The sequence below is a fragment of the Streptomyces sp. NPDC051180 genome (assembly GCF_040689545.1).
Classification (GTDB): Bacteria; Actinomycetota; Actinomycetes; order Streptomycetales; family Streptomycetaceae; genus Streptomyces.
Map to the genome: position 1 here is coordinate 1 of NZ_JBFBBC010000027.1, position 16,193 is coordinate 16,193.

Sequence of the window (16,193 nt, forward strand, 5' to 3'; positions counted from 1 at the left end):
TTCCTTCGTTCCTGTTTCCAGGCCCTCCGGGCGCTTCCTTCGTTTCCGACTCTATCAGATCTTTCCGATCCGATTTCCTCGGTGCTTTCCGGTCCAATTCGCTTTTCGCTCTTCGGGCCTTTCAGCGGCTCCGACTTTATCAGAAGATCTGAGTCGGATTTCCCGCCTCCCGGAGAACCGTTCAGGCGCACGACGGCGCCGGGTGATTCCCGATCTGGCGGAGCCGTAAACGTACTGGAGCGGGGCGCCCCGATGCAAATCGAGGGGCCCCGCTCCGGTGCGGCGCTGGTCAGACCTCCACGACGACCGGGAGGATCATGGGCCGGCGACGGTAGGTGTCGGAGACCCACTTGCCGACGGTGCGGCGGATCAGCTGCTGGAGCTGGTGGGGTTCGACGACGCCGTCCTGGGCCGACTTGTTCAGAGCCTGGTCGACCTTGGGGATGACGGCGTCGAACGCCGAGTCCTCGATGCCGGAGCCGCGGGCGTGGATGTTCGGCCCGCTGACGATCTTGCCGGTCGAGGAGTCCACGACCACGAAGACCGAGATGATGCCCTCGTCGCCGAGGATGCGGCGGTCCTTGAGGTGGGTCTCGGTGACGTCGCCGACCGAGAGGCCGTCGACGTACACGTACCCCGCCTGGACCTTGCCGGTGATGCGGGCGCGGCCGTCGATCAGGTCGACGACGACGCCGTCCTCGGCGATGACGATGTGGTCCTTGGGGATACCCGTCATGGCGCCCAGCTCGGCGTTGGCCCGCAGGTGGCGCCACTCGCCGTGGACCGGCATGAGGTTCTTCGGACGGCAGATGTTGTAGAAGTACAGCAGCTCGCCGGCCGAGGCGTGGCCCGAGACGTGGACCTTGGCGTTGCCCTTGTGGACGACGTTCGCGCCCCAGCGGGTCAGGCCGTTGATCACGCGGTAGACCGCGTTCTCGTTGCCCGGGATCAGGGACGACGCCAGGATCACGGTGTCGCCGGGGACGATCCGGATCTGGTGGTCGCGGTTGGCCATGCGGGACAGGGCCGCCATGGGCTCGCCCTGGGAACCGGTGCAGACCAGCACGACCTCGTCGTCCGGCAGGTCGTCGAGGGTCTTCACGTCCACGACGAGGCCGGCCGGGACCCGGAGGTAGCCCAGGTCGCGGGCGATGCCCATGTTGCGGACCATCGAGCGGCCGACGAAGGCGACACGGCGCCCGTACTCGTGGGCGGCGTCGAGGATCTGCTGGATGCGGTGCACGTGGCTGGCGAAGCTGGCCACGATGATGCGCTTCTGGGCGTTGGCGAAGACGTTCCGCAGGACGTTGGAGATGTCCTTCTCCGGCGGGACGAAGCCGGGGACCTCGGCGTTCGTCGAGTCGGACAGCAGGAGGTCGATGCCCTCCTCGCTGAGCCGCGCGAACGCGTGGAGGTCGGTGAGCCGGCCGTCCATCGGGAGCTGGTCCATCTTGAAGTCGCCGGTGGCGACGGCCATGCCCGCGGGGGTGCGGATGGCGACGGCCAGGGCGTCCGGGATGGAGTGGTTGACCGCGATGAACTCGCAGTCGAAGGGACCGAGGGCCTCGCGGTCGCCTTCCTTCACCTCGAGGGTGTAGGGGCGGATGCGGTGCTCCTGGAGCTTGGCCTCGATCAGGGCGAGGGTCAGCTTGGAGCCGATCAGCGGGATGTCCGGCTTGAGCCGGAGGAGGTAGGGGACGGCACCGATGTGGTCCTCGTGGCCATGCGTGAGCACGATGCCTTCGATGTCGTCGAGACGGTCCCGGATGATGGTGAAGTCGGGAAGGATCAGGTCGATGCCCGGCTGCTCCTCTTCGGGGAAGAGGACGCCGCAGTCGACGATGAGCAGGCGGCCGTCGAATTCGAAGACCGTCATGTTGCGGCCGATCTCGCCGAGCCCGCCGAGCGGGATGACGCGCAGTGCGCCCTTCGGGAGCTTCGGCGGGGCGCCGAGTTCGGGATGCGGATGACTCAAAAGACTCTCCTCACCATGCGCGCCACGTGCCGCTGGCACGTGGCGCGCATGACAATCGTGCACTTGCTGTTGTCAGTGTTCAGTTGTGAAGTCCGATGTCAGAGTTCTACCCCGCCGGCAGCCAGGTCGACCTTGAGCTGGTCCGTCTCCTGGGGGGAGAGCTCGACGAGCGGCAGGCGCAGCGGGCCGGCGGGGAGGCCCTGGAGGGCGAGGGCGGCCTTGGTGGTCATGACGCCCTGGGTGCGGAACATGCCGGTGTAGACCGGCAGCAGCTTCTGGTGGATCTCGGTGGCCTTCTGGACCTCTCCGCCCAGGTGGGCGTCGAGGAGGGCGCGGAGCTCGGGGGTGACGAGGTGGCCCACGACGGAGACGAATCCGCAGGCGCCGACGGAGAGCAGCGGCAGGTTCAGCATGTCGTCGCCGGAGTACCAGGCGAGGCCGGAGCGGGCGATGGCCCAGCTGGCGCGGCCGAGGTCGCCCTTGGCGTCCTTGTTGGCGACGATGCGCGGGTGCTCGGCGAGACGGACGAGCGTCTCGGTGTCGATCGGGACGCCGCTGCGGCCGGGGATGTCGTACAGCATGACCGGCAGGCCGGTGCTGTCGGCGATGGCCGAGAAGTGCCGGTACAGGCCCTCCTGCGGGGGCTTGTTGTAGTACGGCGTGACGGCGAGGAGGCCGTGGGCGCCGTCACGCTCGGCGGCGCGGGCGAGCTCGAGGGAGTGGTGGGTGTCGTTGGTGCCGATGCCGGCGACGATGTGGGCGCGATCGCCCACCGCCTCCAGTACGGCCCGTACGAGCTGCGATTTCTCCGCGTCGCTGGTGGTGGGGGACTCGCCGGTGGTGCCGTTGACCACCAGGCCGTCGTTGCCTGCGTCCACCAGGTGGGTGGCCAGTAGCTGGGCACCGTCGAGGTCGAGTGCGCCGTCCGCCGTGAAGGGCGTGACCATGGCGGTGAGGACCCGCCCGAAGGGGGTCTGCGGAGTGGAGATCGGAGCCATGGGTAACACGCTACTCGCTGCTCAGCGCCGGGTGTCCCCTAGGGGGACAGGAGAAAGGGAGCCCGGCGCTGCCTGCTCGGGGGTTCAGGCAGCGCCGGGTCCGTTTGATCAGCCTAGATGAACTTCGTGAAACGCCGCAATACGGACACTTCGCACGAGGTACTCGGACATGTGTGCCCTACGGGGCCACACGGCCGTTCTTGTTGAAGGCGGCGTGGGTCAGCGGCATCAGCCGGGCCCAGTGCTCCTCCATCTTCTCGCCGACCATCTCGATCTCCCGCTGCGGGAAGGACGGGGTCGTGGCCAGCTCGTGCTGGGTGCGCAGGCCCAGGAAGTGCATGAGCGAGCGGGCGTTGCAGGTGGCGTACATCGAGGAGAAGAGGCCGACCGGGAGGACGGCGCGGGCGACCTCGCGGGCGACGCCGGCGGCCAGCATCTCCTGGTAGGTGGCGTACGCCTGGCGGTACGAGTCCTCCATCGTGCGGCCCACCAGCTCGTGCTGCTCCGGGGTGCCCTCGACGAAGACGTACTTGCCCGGGCGGCCCTCCTGGACCAGCTTGCGGGAGGTGTCCGGGACGTAGAAGACCGGCTCCAGCTGCCTGTAGCGGCCCGACTCCTCGTTGTACGACCAGCCGACGCGGTGGCGCATGAACTCGCGGAACACGAAGATCGGGGCGCTGATGAAGAAGGTCATCGAGTTGTGCTCGAAGGGGCTGCCGTGGCGGTCCCGCATCAGGTAGTTGATGAGGCCCTTGGAGCGCTCGGGGTCCTTCTGGAGCTCTTCGAGGGACTGCTCGCCCGCCGTGGAGACCCGGGCCGCCCAGAGGACGTCCGAGTCGGACGCCGCGCTCTTGACCAGTTCGACGGTGACGTCGCTCCGGAAGTCGATCTTCACGTTCTCGGTGGGGCTGTCGCTCACCAGAGGTCCTTCCAGTCGGGATGCAGTCGCCCACTCTAACGACGTCCTACCGGAGGATGAGATTCGGCCGCTGTGGTGAAAAAGGGGCACCAAACCCCCGGTTCCGTCGTCTCTCCCCATGAGGGTCTCCCCAGCGGGGGAAGACGACTACCGAGGAGAGTGGTGCTGATGTTCAGCCGGAAAGAGCCCGTACCGTTCGCGTTCGTCGCGGAGGCGGACCATTTCCGCAGTAACGTCACGCCACCACCGAGGGAGCGCCTCGGCGCCTCGCAGATCGTGGGCCGTACGCTGATCGGACTCACCGTGGTGGCCGGGCTCGTGGGCTCTCTGGTCCTCGGCATGCCCTCCCTCCAGTCCGGGGAGTCCGCCACTCGTCAGCAGCAGTCCGAAGCCTCCGACAACCGCTGAGGTAGCCTCACCGGGCACCGCCCCTTCGAGCGTGCCTGTGAGTGAGGACCTGTCGTGCCCCTGCCCTTTCTGACGGCCGACCGTGCTTTTGACACGACCGACCACGTCGCCCTGCCGTTCGACGACCACGACCAGTGGCGTCGGCCCTACCGGCCGGGTTCCTGGCGGGTGGGGGCCGCGGCTCTCGCGCTGCTGCTCGCGTCCTTCGTGCTCCTCGCCGCGGTGATCATCGCCGCGGCCGGAGCCGTCGACGGCGCGCTCGCCACCCTGACCATCGCCCTGCTCGTGATCCTCGCCGCGCTGCGGATGCTGCGCATGGGGGCATGGGTGAGCCGCGCCGGGGTGCGGCGCGTGGGCTTCTTCTCGACCGTCACCGTGCCGTGGGCGAAGGTGACCTCCGTCCGGACCGCGCAGCAGCCCGTGCGCTGGCTGGGTCTCCCCCGCACGGTCCAGGGCCAGGCGCTGGTGCTCGACCGGCAGGGCGGTGAGCAGCTCCAGCTGCTCACCGACCACAACGCCGACTTCCTCTCCCGTGTCGAGGCATTCGACCGGGCGGCCGACACGGTCGAGGCGTGGAACGCCGAGTACGGCGTCGTCCCGGCCGCTACGCGCTGACCGGACGCCCCTCGTGGAGCCTGATGGCCCGCTGCATCGCCTTGCGGGCCCGGGGGGTGTCGCGGGCGTCGTGGTAGGCGACCGCGAGCCGGAACCAGCAGCGCCAGTCGTCGGGTGAGTCCTCCGTCTCGGCCTTGCGCCGGGCGAAGACCTCGTCGGCCGAGTCCCGGTCGATGCGGCCGCCCTCGGTGCGCTTCAGCTCGTCGACGGGCAGGCCGCCCTCGGCCTCCAGCTCCGCGGCCAGGCGGTTGGCCCGGCGCGCGAAGCCGGTGTTCTTCCAGAGGAACCAGCCGCCCACCGCGGGCAGCAGGAACGCCACGGCGCCCATGCCCATGGCAGCCGGCTCGCCCGTCAGGAGGAGCAGGACGCCCTCCATCGCCACCACCCCGAAGACGAGGACGAGGACGGTGGCGAGGAAGACGTACGTGATCTTTCCGCCCATCGCCGTCAGCCCAGGTCCAGGAAGTGTTCCAGGCCGAAGGTGCGGCCGGGAGCGGTGGTCACGCGGCGGGCGCCCAGCAGGATGCCCGGCATGAAGCTGGAGTGGTGCAGCGAGTCGTGGCGGACGGTGAGGGTCTCGCCCTCGCCGCCGAGCAGCACCTCCTGGTGGGCCAGGAGGCCCGACAGGCGCACCGAGTGGACGCGGACGCCGTCGACGTCGGCGCCGCGCGCGCCCTCCAGCCCGTGGCTGGTGTTGTCCGGCTGGGCGCCGAGGCCGGCCTGGGCACGGGCCGCGGCGATCAGCTGGGCCGTACGGGTCGCGGTGCCCGAGGGGGCGTCCGCCTTGTGCGGGTGGTGCAGCTCGACGACCTCGACCGACTCGAAGTACGGCGCCGCGATCTGCGCGAACTTCATGGTGAGGACCGCGCCGATGGAGAAGTTCGGCGCGATGAGGACGCCGGTCCCCGGGGAGGCGGCGAGCCAGCCGTCGAGGCGCGCGAGGCGCTCCTCGGTCCAGCCGGTGGTGCCGACGACCGCGTGGATGCCGTGGCGCACGCAGAAGTCGAGGTTGTCCATGACCGAGTCCGGGGTCGTCAGCTCGACGGCCACCTGGGCGCCCGCCTCGGTGAGGGCCTCCAGGTCGTCACCCCGGCCGAGGGCCGCGACGAGTTCCATGTCCTCGGCGGCCTCGACGGCCCTCACGGCCTCCGAGCCGATACGGCCCTTGGCTCCGAGGACCGCGACGCGCAGCTTGCTCATTGCACTTCCTTAGGGGACTAGGGGTTCAGGAGACCGCTCGGTGGAGGCGGTCCGCCTGCTTGTCCTTCAGCGGGCCGATCACCGAGAGCGAGGGCCGCTGCTCCAGTACATCGCGGGCGACCTCGCGGACCTCGTCCGGGGTGACCGCGGCGATCCGGGTGAGCATGTCGTCGACCGACATCTGGGTGCCCCAGCACAGCTCGCTCTTGCCGATGCGGTTCATCAGCGCGCCGGTGTCCTCCAGGCCGAGGACGGTGGATCCGGAGAGCTGGCCGACGGCGCGGGCGATCTCCTCGTCCGTGAGGCCGTCGGAGGCGACCTTGTCCAGCTCGTCCCGGCAGATCTTGAGGACGTCGTGGACCTGGCCGGGCCGGCAGCCCGCGTAGACGCCGAAGAGGCCGCAGTCGGCGAAGCCCGAGGTGTACGAGTACACGCTGTAGGCCAGGCCGCGCTTCTCGCGGACCTCCTGGAAGAGACGGGAGGACATGCCGCCGCCGAGGGCGGTGTTCAGCACGCCGAGGGCCCAGCGGCGCTCGTCGGTGCGCGCCAGGCCCGGCATGCCGAGGACCACGTGGGCCTGCTCGGTCTTGCGGTTCAGCAGCTCGACGCGGCCCGCGGCGCGCAGGGTGCGCCGGCCGTCGCGGGGGGCGACGGGGACGGCGTCGGTGCGGCCGAGGGCGCCGGCCTTCTCGAAGGCGCGGCGGACCTGGCGTACCACCGTGGCGTGGTCGACGTTGCCGGCGGCGGCGACGACCAGGTGGGTCGGGTCGTAGTGCTTCTTGTAGAAGCGGGCGATCTGGCCGCGGGTGAGCGCGTTGATGGTGTCGACGGTGCCGAGGACCGGGCGGCCCAGCGGGGTGTCGCCGAACATCGTCTGCGCGAACAGCTCGTGCACGACGTCGCCGGGATCGTCCTCGGTCATCGCGATCTCTTCGAGGATGACGCCGCGCTCCGCGTCGACGTCCGCCTCGAGGACGAGGGAGTCGGTGAGCATGTCGCAGACGACGTCGATCGCCAGCGGCAGGTCGGTGTCGAGGACCCGCGCGTAGTAGCAGGTGTACTCCTTCGCCGTGAAGGCGTTCATCTCGCCGCCGACCGCGTCGATCGCGGCGGAGATGTCGAGGGCGGACCGCTTGCGGGTGCCCTTGAAGAGGAGGTGCTCCAGGTAGTGGGTCGCGCCGTTGAGCGTCGGGGTCTCGTCGCGGGACCCGACGTGCGCCCAGATGCCGAAGGTGGCGGAGCGTACGGAAGGGAGGGTCTCGGTGACGATCCGGAGGCCGCCGGGGAGGGTCGTGCGACGGACCGTGCCGATGCCGTCCTTGCCCGGGAGAAGCGTTTGGGTACGGGCGACGGCCCGCCCCTCCGAGGAGGGGCGGGCCGTCGCGCGGGAACTACGGGACGTCACTTGGCAGCGTCGTCCTTGTCACCCTCGGCGTCCTCGTCCGCGATCACGGGGATCAGGGAGAGCTTGCCGCGCTGGTCGATCTCGGCGATCTCGACCTGGACCTTGGAGCCGATCGCCAGCACGTCCTCGACGTTCTCCACGCGCTTGCCACCGGCGAGCTTGCGGATCTGCGAGATGTGCAGCAGGCCGTCCTTGCCCGGGAGCAGGGAGACGAAGGCACCGAAGGTGGTGGTCTTGACGACCGTACCCAGGTAGCGCTCGCCGACCTCCGGCATGGTCGGGTTGGCGATGCCGTTGATCGTGGCGCGGGCGGCCTCGGCCTGCGAGCCCTGCTGGGCACCGATGTAGATGGTGCCGTCGTCCTCGATCGTGATCTCGGCGCCGGTGTCCTCCTGGATCTGGTTGATCATCTTGCCCTTGGGGCCGATGACCTCACCGATCTTGTCCACCGGGATCTTGACGGTGATGATGCGCGGCGCGTTCGGGGACATCTCGTCCGGAACGTCGATCGCCTCGTTCATCACGTCGAGGATGTGCAGACGCGCGTCGCGGGCCTGCTTCAGCGCGGCGGCCAGGACCGAGGCGGGGATGCCGTCGAGCTTGGTGTCGAGCTGGAGCGCGGTCACGAACTGCTTGGTACCGGCGACCTTGAAGTCCATGTCGCCGAAGGCGTCCTCCGCACCGAGGATGTCGGTGAGGGCGACGTAGTGCGTCTGGCCGTCGATCTCCTCGGAGATCAGACCCATGGCGATACCGGCGACGGCGGCCTTGAGCGGCACACCGGCGTTCAGCAGCGACATGGTGGAGGCGCAGACCGAGCCCATCGACGTCGAGCCGTTGGAGCCGAGGGCCTCGGACACCTGACGGATCGCGTAGGGGAACTCCTCGCGGGTCGGGAGGACCGGCACGATGGCGCGCTCGGCGAGGGCGCCGTGGCCGATCTCGCGGCGCTTGGGCGAGCCCACGCGGCCGGTCTCACCGACGGAGTACGGCGGGAAGTTGTAGTTGTGCATGTAGCGCTTGCGGGTCACCGGGGAGAGGGTGTCCAGCTGCTGCTCCATGCGGAGCATGTTGAGGGTGGTGACGCCCAGGATCTGGGTCTCGCCACGCTCGAACAGCGCCGAGCCGTGCACGCGCGGGATGGCCTCGACCTCGGCCGCGAGCGTACGGATGTCCGTGAGGCCACGGCCGTCGATGCGGACCTTGTCCTTGATGACGCGCTCGCGGACCAGCTTCTTGGTCAGCGCGCGGTACGCACCGCCGATCTCCTTCTCGCGGCCCTCGAAGGCCGGGAGGAGCTTCTCGGCGGCGAGCTCCTTGATGCGGTCGAGCTCGGCCTCGCGCTCCTGCTTGCCGGCGATGGTGAGCGCCTTGGTGAGCTCACCCTTGACGGCGGCGGTGAGCGCCTCCAGGACGTCGTCCTGGTAGTCCAGGAAGACCGGGAACTCGCCGGTGGGCTTGGCGGCCTTGGCGGCGAGGTCCGACTGGGCCTTGCAGAGGACCTTGATGAAGGGCTTCGCGGCCTCGAGACCGGCGGCGACGACCTCCTCGGTCGGCGCCTCGGCGCCGCCCTTGACGAGCTCGATCGTCCGCTCGGTGGCCTCGGCCTCGACCATCATGATCGCGACGTCGCCGTCCTCCAGGACGCGACCGGCGACCACCATGTCGAAGACGGCGTCCTCGAGCTCGGTGTGCGTCGGGAAGGCGACCCACTGGCCCTTGATCAGGGCGACGCGGGTGGCGCCGATGGGGCCGGAGAAGGGCAGGCCCGCCAGGATCGTCGACGCGGAGGCGGCGTTGATCGCGACCACGTCGTACAGGTGGTCGGGGTTGAGCGCCATGATCGTCTCGACGATCTGGATCTCGTTGCGCAGGCCCTTCTTGAAGGAGGGGCGCAGCGGGCGGTCGATCAGACGGCAGGTGAGGATCGCGTCCTCGGAGGGGCGTCCCTCCCGGCGGAAGAAGGAGCCGGGGATCTTGCCGGCCGCGTACTGCCGCTCCTCGACGTCCACCGTGAGGGGGAAGAAGTCGAGCTGGTCCTTGGGGCGCTTCGAGGCGGTGGTCGCCGAGAGGACCATCGTGTCGTCGTCCAGGTAGGCGACGGCGGAGCCGGCGGCCTGCTTGGCCAGACGGCCGGTCTCGAAGCGGATGGTGCGGGTGCCGAAGGTGCCGTTGTCGATGACGGCCTCGGCGTAGTGGGTCTCGTTCTCCACTAGCGGTTTCTCCTACGTGTTCGTCTTTGCGTCCTTCGGCCCGTGTGGCCGGGGACGGTGTGCGACGGTGGCGGAGAAGCTCGCCTCGGGTGCGGGCCGGTCTTCGATCGAAGCTCCCGGCTTTGCGTTCCGGGGGCCACTACCGAGGACCGGCGGCTGGCCGGCGGCTTCTCGCTCGTCGTATGGGGTTGTGCGACCAGACTAAGTGCCGATGCGCACTTTGTGCACGTACAGCAAAGGGAGCGGCCCCCTGAAAGGGGGAACCGCTCCCTTCACGGCGACGTTACTTGGCGCCGCCGGCCGCACCGCGGCGGATGCCGAGGCGGTCGACCAGCGTACGGAAGCGCTGGATGTCCTTCTTGGCCAGGTACTGCAGCAGGCGGCGGCGCTGGCCGACCAGGATCAGCAGACCACGACGGGAGTGGTGGTCGTGCTTGTGCTGCTTGAGGTGCTCGGTCAGGTCCGAGATGCGGCGGGACAGCATCGCGACCTGGACCTCGGGGGAGCCGGTGTCGCCCTCCTTCTGGCCGAACTCGGCGAAAATCTGCTTCTTCGTAGCGGCGTCGAGAGACACTCGGTACTCCTCGGTGGTGTTCGTGCGCCCACGAGTGCCCCTGGTCTGTATCTCAGGGGAGCTTCCATGACTCGGAGGCGAAGGTCCGATGGGCGCAGCTTCCAGAGGCTTCCGAGTGATCTCGGGGGCATTCCGGGAGCGCGTACACAAACGGCCGTCACACAGCGTACCAGCTCGCCGGAGCGCCCCCGGAGCCGCCCGGCTACTTGCTGGTCAGGGCGCGGACCGAGGTGAAGACGTCGAGGACGGCGAGGCAGAGCGGGACCAGGGAGAGCAGGACGAAGCCCTCGGTCAGGTCGAGGAGGCGGCCCCAGAAGGGCGAGAGGCCCTTCCTCGGGATGATCAGGCCGATGGCGGTGATCAGCGCGGCCCCGGCGGCGACGGCGGCGGTGAGCCAGATCGTGCGGATGTCCAGGCCGCCCCGGTCTCCGTACAGGAGGAGTTCCTTGACGAGGTCGGCCGGCGGGTTGAGGGAGAGGCCGAGGACGAGGAGCGCGATGGCGGAGATGCCGGCGACCAGGACGCAGGCGACCTGCGAGGTGTAGCGGAAGAGGCGGGCGCGCAGCAGCATCGCGAGGCCGGCCGCGAGGGCGAGGAGCTGGCCCCAGACGTTTCCGGCGAAGCCGAGGACGGCGGCGGAGCCGACGACGACGGCCGCGCAGCCGCCGACCAGGCCGAGGAGCATCTCGTGGCCGCGGCGGGCCTGGAGCGCGATGCGCTCGCCGTCGACGGGCTGCGCCTCCTCGCCGGGCTGCTGCGGGTCGCCGAGGAACTCGTCGTCGGCGGCGCTGCGGGGGGCGGCGTAGCCGATGGGGAGCCGGGCGAAGCGGGCGGAGAGGCCGGGCAGGAAGGCGACGAGGCCGATGGCGACGGGGGCGCAGACGGCGGCCGTCTCGGTGGCGGTGGTCTCGGTGAGGATCGCCAGGAAGGTGGCGAGGGTGCCGACGCCGGCGAGGAAGGTGGCGGCGACGAAGGGCGCGTCCCCGCTGGGGGTGAGCGCGACGAGGGCCACGGCGGCGACGAGGACGGTGACGCAGCCGAGGAGGAACTGGAGGCGGCCCGGGCCCTCGCCGGCGTCGGGGCCGATGATGCCGGAGCCGGCGATGAGCAGCAGCGGCAGGGCGCCGAGGCCGAGGGCGACGGCGGTGGCCCGGTCTCCGTAGACGCGGGCGCGGACGCCGGCGAAGGCCGTGAGGAGGAGGCCGGCGGCGCCCGCGATGATCCCCGGCAGGCTGTGCATGTCGTGGCGGACGGGGTCGGCGAACCAGAGGACGAAGCCCATGAGGACGAGCAGGAGGACGCCGCCGAGGAGGCCGGCGCCGCGCAGCAGCTCGTCGCTCCACAGGTGGCGGTCGCGGGTGACGGCGGAGGCGACGGCGTCGGACACGTCGTCGTAGACGGCCGGCGGCAGCGACTGCGCGAAGGGGCGCAGGGAGAGCACCTCGCCGTCGAGGACCTGCTGGGCGGCGAGCGTGCGGGCGCCGTCGAGGACCGAACCGTCGCGGCGGACCAGGTGGTAGCCGGTGGGGGTGCCGGCGGCCTGGGTCTGTCCGGTGAGACGCAGGATCTCCGGGTAGACGTCGGCGACGGCGATGTCCTCGGGGAGCGCGACGTCGATGCGGCTGTCCGGCGCCACGACGGTGACGCGGCAGAAGCCGGTCGCTGCGGTCGTACTCACGTGTCTGGACCCCCTGATTCGCGGTTGCGCACGATGCGCGCGCCACCCTACCGGGGACGGCCGGTGGGGGCTGCAAGTAGGATCGCCGTCCCATGGGGGAAGTCCGCGCACTCGGCTGCCGACAGGGGTGCCGGTGCGGAAGCTCCCGCCACGAGCCCGCCTCCAACGAGGGATTGATGCGCCGGTGAGCCAGATCGTCGTCAAACGCCCGCCGAGGTCGCTTCCGCCGGAAGTGCCCGGTGAGGAACTGGTCCTGGAGTCTCCGCCGGAACTTCCGCGGGGACAGCAGGAGTCGGCGTTGATGCAGCTCCTGCCGATGCTCGGCATGGGTTCGTCGGTGGTCTTCTTCTTCATGACGCCCTCGCCGATCATGCGGATCATGGGCACGCTGATGCTGGCGTCGACGGTCGCGATGGCCGTCGCCCAGTTCGTCAGATTCCGTCGCGGTACGCAGGGGCAAATGTCCGATGTCCGCCGCGACTACCTCAAATACCTCGCCCAGACCCGGCGTACGGTCCGGCGGACGGCGCGCTCGCAGCGCGACGCGCAGCTGTATCTGCACCCGGCTCCCGAGCAGTTGTGGTCCGTGGTGGCCGAGGGCTCGCGGGTGTGGGAGCGCCGGGTCGGCGACCACGACTTCGGGCAGGCCCGGATCGGGCTCGGGGCGCAGCAGTTGGCGACGCCGCTGGTGGCGCCGGACACGGCGCCGGTGGACGAGCTGGAGCCGCTGTGCGCGGGTGCGATGCAGCAGTTCCTCGCGGTGCACGGGACGCTGGACGGGCTACCGATGGCGGTCTCGATGCGGGCGTTCTACCACGTGACCGTCTCGGGCGACCCGGAGTCGGCGCAGGCCGCCGCGCGGGCCCTGGTGGCACAGCTGGTGACGCTGCACTCCCCCGACGACCTGATGCTCGCGGTGGTGGCGGCCCGGGCCTCGCAGGAGCGGTGGGACTGGACGAAGTGGCTGCCGCACACCCAGGTGCCGGGCCAGGTCGACGGGGCCGGTACGAAGCGGCTGTTCGGCGACGACCTCGGCGAGCTGGAGAACCTGGTCCGCTCGAAGCTGGACGGGCGGCCCCGGTTCTCCCGGGAGAACCAGCCGGTGCTCGACCAGCCGCACGTGGTCGTGGTCCTCGACGGCGGCATGGTGCCGCCGGACTCGCTGCTGGCGGCGGCCGAGGGCCTGCAGGGCGTGACGATCGTGGAGGTCGTCCCGGGCGACCTCGACGAGCCGCGCGGTGGTCTCTCCGTGGTGGTGCGGCCCGGGCGGCTGCGCCTGGAGTCGGGCGGCGGATTCGCCTACGAGGGACTGCCGGACGGGATCTCGCTGCCGGCGGCCGAGGCGCTGGCCCGGCAGCTGGCGCCCCTGCGGATGGGCGGCGGGGACGACGACGAGCCGCTGCTGGCCAATCTGGACTTCACCGACCTGCTGAACCTCGGGGACGCCGAGTCGGTGGACGTGGCACGGACCTGGCGGCCCCGGTCGGTGGCCGAGCGGCTCCGGGTTCCGATCGGTGTCGGCGAGGACGGCCAGCCGGTCATGCTGGACCTGAAGGAGGCCGCGCAGGAGGGCATGGGCCCGCACGGTCTGTGCGTGGGCGCGACGGGTTCGGGCAAGTCGGAGCTGCTGCGGACGCTGGTGCTCGGTCTGGCGGTGACGCACTCCTCGGAGACGCTGAACTTCGTCCTGGCGGACTTCAAGGGCGGCGCGACCTTCGCCGGCATGTCGCAGATGCCGCACGTGGCGGCGGTCATCACCAACCTGTCGGACGACCTGACGCTGGTCGACCGCATGGGCGACGCGATCCGCGGCGAGCTGCAGCGCCGCCAGGAGCTGCTGCGTTCGGCGGGCAACTACGCCAACATCCACGACTACGAGAAGGCGCGGGCGGCGGGTGCGCCGCTGGAGCCGCTCGCCTCGCTGGTCCTGGTGATCGACGAGTTCTCCGAACTCCTCACCGCCAAGCCGGACTTCATCGACATGTTCATCCAGATCGGCCGCATCGGCCGGTCGCTCGGTGTGCATCTGCTGCTGGCCTCGCAGCGCCTGGAGGAGGGCAAGCTGCGCGGTCTCGACACGTATCTGTCGTACCGGATCGGTCTGCGGACGTTCTCGGCGGCGGAGTCGCGGACGGCGATCGGCGTGCCGGACGCCTACCACCTGCCGTCGGTGCCGGGTTCGGGCTATCTGAAGTTCGGCACGGACGAGATGACCCGCTTCAAGGCGGCGTACGTGTCGGGGACGTACCGCTCGGGCGGCCCCCGGCTGGAGATCGGCCAGCTGCCGGTGGAGCGGCGGCCCGCGCTGTTCACGGCGTCACCGGTGCCCGTGGTGTACGCGGCGCCTGACCCGGCGTACCTGACGGCGCAGCGGGCGGAGGAGGACGACGCGCTCGCGGACACCGTCCTCGACGTGATCGTGCGGCGGCTGGAGGGCCAGGGCGTCCCGGCGCACCAGGTGTGGCTGCCGCCGCTCGACCAGGCGCCGTCGCTCGACCAGCTGCTGCCGGGGCTCGCGCAGACGGCGGACCGGGGGCTCACGGCGACGGAGTACACGCGCCAGGGCGCGCTGACGGTGCCGCTCGGCCTCATCGACAAGCCCTTCGAGCAGCGGCGCGAGGTGCTGTACCGGGACTTCTCCGGCGCGGCCGGTCACATGATGGTGGTCGGCGGTCCACAGTCCGGCAAGTCGACGATCATGCGGACGCTGGTCTCGTCGTTCGCGCTCACCCACACCCCGGCCGAGGTGCAGTTCTACTGCCTGGACTTCGGCGGTGGCGGCATGGTGTCGCTGGCCGACCTGCCGCACGTCGGCGGGGTCGCGTCGCGGCTCGACCCGGAGCGGGTGCGCCGCACGGTCGCCGAGGTGATGGGCGTGCTGAACCGGCGGGAGGAGTTCTTCCGCTCGCACTCCATCGACTCGATGACGACCTACCGGCGCAAGCGGGCGGCGGGCGAGCTGCCGGGCGAGGCATGGGGCGACGTCTTCCTGGTCGTGGACGGCTGGGGCGGCTTCCGCAACGACTACGACATGCTGGAGCCGATCGTCGCCGACATAGCGGCGCGCGGTCTGGGCTACGGCATCCACGTGGTGATCACCGCCTCCCGCTACATGGAGGTGCGGGCCGCGCTCAAGGACCAGATGCTGGGCCGGCTGGAACTGCGGCTCGGCGACGTCATGGACTCCGAGTTCGACCGCAAGGTCGCGGCGAACGTGCCGACCGGCGTGCCGGGACGCGGCCAGGTGCCGGAGAAGCTGCACTTCATGGGGGCGCTGCCGCGCATCGACGGGTCGAGCTCCTCGGGCGACCTGTCGGAGGGCACGGCGGCGTTCGTCCGCGCGGTGAAGGGGAGCTGGACCGGTGCGCCGGCCCCGGCGGTGCGGCTGCTGCCGCGCAAGCTGCCGGCGGAGCAGCTGCCGAAGGGGTTCGAGTACCCGCAGCACGGCATCGCGATCGGCATCGACGAGACGAACCTGGAGCCGGTGTTCGTCGACTTCGAGTCGGATCCGTTCTTCCTGGTCTTCGGTGAGAGCGAGTCGGGCAAGACGGCGCTGCTGCGGCTGATCGCCAAGCAGCTGTGCGAGCGGTACACGCCGGAGCAGGCGCGGATCGTGGTGGGCGACTACCGGCGGACGATGCTGGAGGCGGTGGCGCCCTCGCACCTGCTGGAGTACGCGCCGATGGCGTCGGCCATGCAGATGCACATGGAGGCGATCAACACGGTGATGACGAAGCGGGCCCCGAAGCCCGACATCACGCCGCAGCAGCTGCGGGACCGCAGCTGGTGGTCGGGGCCGCAGCTCTTCGTGCTCATCGACGACTTCGAGCTGGTGGCGACCAACTCGGCGAACCCGCTGGCGGTCCTGGTGGAGAACCTGCCGTTCGCGCGGGACGTCGGCATCCGCTTCATCGTGGCGCGGAGCCAGGCGGGTGCGTCGCGGGCGATGTACGAGCCGTTCATGCAGCGGATGCGGGAGCTGGGCGCGCAGGGCGTGCTCCTCTCCGGCGACCCGCAGGAGGGCGACATCCTGGGCGGTGTCCGGGCGCGGCCGATGCCGCAGGGCCGGGGCACGTTCGTCTCGCGCAAGCGCGGCAATCCGCTGGTGCAGCTGGGCTGGCTGCCCGAACAGCACTGACGGGCGGGGGATTTCCCCTGATCGGCGACGGCGGTCCCACTACTGTGAGGGGGGACCGCCGTACCACCGC

General features: G+C 70.4%; 12 protein-coding genes. 3 read left to right on the plus strand and 9 right to left on the minus strand.

Features of this window, described 5'->3' with window-relative positions; all coding sequences use genetic code 11:
• Positions 1 to 289: 289 nt before the first annotated feature.
• The 3 genes from AB0424_RS29840 to thyX form a co-directional block, all read right to left on the minus strand.
• On the minus strand, positions 290 to 1,975 hold the full coding sequence (locus tag AB0424_RS29840) for a ribonuclease J (protein ID WP_366309839.1): 1,686 nt from the start codon (positions 1,973 to 1,975) through the stop codon (positions 290 to 292).
• Positions 1,976 to 2,073: 98 nt separating this feature from the next.
• On the minus strand, positions 2,074 to 2,973 hold the full coding sequence (dapA, locus tag AB0424_RS29845) for a 4-hydroxy-tetrahydrodipicolinate synthase (protein ID WP_366309841.1): 900 nt from the start codon (positions 2,971 to 2,973) through the stop codon (positions 2,074 to 2,076).
• 178 nt (positions 2,974 to 3,151) lie between these two features.
• Complete coding sequence (thyX, locus tag AB0424_RS29850) at positions 3,152 to 3,892, minus strand: FAD-dependent thymidylate synthase (RefSeq protein WP_366309843.1); 741 nt, start codon at positions 3,890 to 3,892, stop codon at positions 3,152 to 3,154.
• A gap of 168 nt (positions 3,893 to 4,060) precedes the next feature.
• Here thyX and AB0424_RS29855 point away from each other — a divergent pair, with 168 nt between their 5' ends.
• On the plus strand, positions 4,061 to 4,300 hold the full coding sequence (locus AB0424_RS29855) for a hypothetical protein (RefSeq protein WP_366309845.1): 240 nt from the start codon (positions 4,061 to 4,063) through the stop codon (positions 4,298 to 4,300).
• A 54-nt stretch (positions 4,301 to 4,354) separates the two neighbouring features.
• Positions 4,355 to 4,915, plus strand: a complete 561-nt coding sequence (locus AB0424_RS29860; protein WP_366309847.1) for a hypothetical protein — start codon at positions 4,355 to 4,357, stop codon at positions 4,913 to 4,915.
• Here the strand turns inward: AB0424_RS29860 and AB0424_RS29865 are convergent.
• From AB0424_RS29865 to eccD, 6 genes are all read right to left on the minus strand, one after another.
• On the minus strand, positions 4,905 to 5,357 hold the full coding sequence (locus tag AB0424_RS29865; protein WP_366309849.1) for a hypothetical protein: 453 nt from the start codon (positions 5,355 to 5,357) through the stop codon (positions 4,905 to 4,907). The two genes, AB0424_RS29860 and AB0424_RS29865, sit on opposite strands and share 11 nt — an antisense overlap.
• Positions 5,358 to 5,362: 5 nt before the next feature.
• Complete coding sequence (gene dapB / locus AB0424_RS29870; RefSeq protein ID WP_366309851.1) at positions 5,363 to 6,115, minus strand: 4-hydroxy-tetrahydrodipicolinate reductase; 753 nt, start codon at positions 6,113 to 6,115, stop codon at positions 5,363 to 5,365.
• A 25-nt stretch (positions 6,116 to 6,140) separates the two neighbouring features.
• Positions 6,141 to 7,520: a pitrilysin family protein gene (locus AB0424_RS29875; RefSeq protein WP_366309853.1), complete on the minus strand. Its 1,380-nt coding sequence runs from the start codon at positions 7,518 to 7,520 to the stop codon at positions 6,141 to 6,143.
• Complete coding sequence (locus AB0424_RS29880; protein WP_366309855.1) at positions 7,517 to 9,733, minus strand: polyribonucleotide nucleotidyltransferase; 2,217 nt, start codon at positions 9,731 to 9,733, stop codon at positions 7,517 to 7,519. The genes AB0424_RS29875 and AB0424_RS29880 overlap by 4 nt, the downstream gene beginning before the upstream one ends.
• Positions 9,734 to 10,016: 283 nt before the next feature.
• Positions 10,017 to 10,307: a 30S ribosomal protein S15 gene (rpsO, locus tag AB0424_RS29885; protein WP_331917982.1), complete on the minus strand. Its 291-nt coding sequence runs from the start codon at positions 10,305 to 10,307 to the stop codon at positions 10,017 to 10,019.
• 202 nt (positions 10,308 to 10,509) lie between these two features.
• Entirely contained in the window at positions 10,510 to 11,985 is a 1,476-nt protein-coding gene (gene eccD, locus AB0424_RS29890; protein WP_366309857.1) for a type VII secretion integral membrane protein EccD, read from the minus strand.
• A gap of 184 nt (positions 11,986 to 12,169) precedes the next feature.
• Between eccD and eccCa the strand changes: the two genes are divergently transcribed.
• A complete protein-coding gene (gene eccCa, locus AB0424_RS29895; RefSeq protein WP_366309858.1) occupies positions 12,170 to 16,123 on the plus strand; it encodes a type VII secretion protein EccCa in 3,954 nt (1,317 codons plus the stop codon).
• Positions 16,124 to 16,193: the final 70 nt, after the last annotated feature.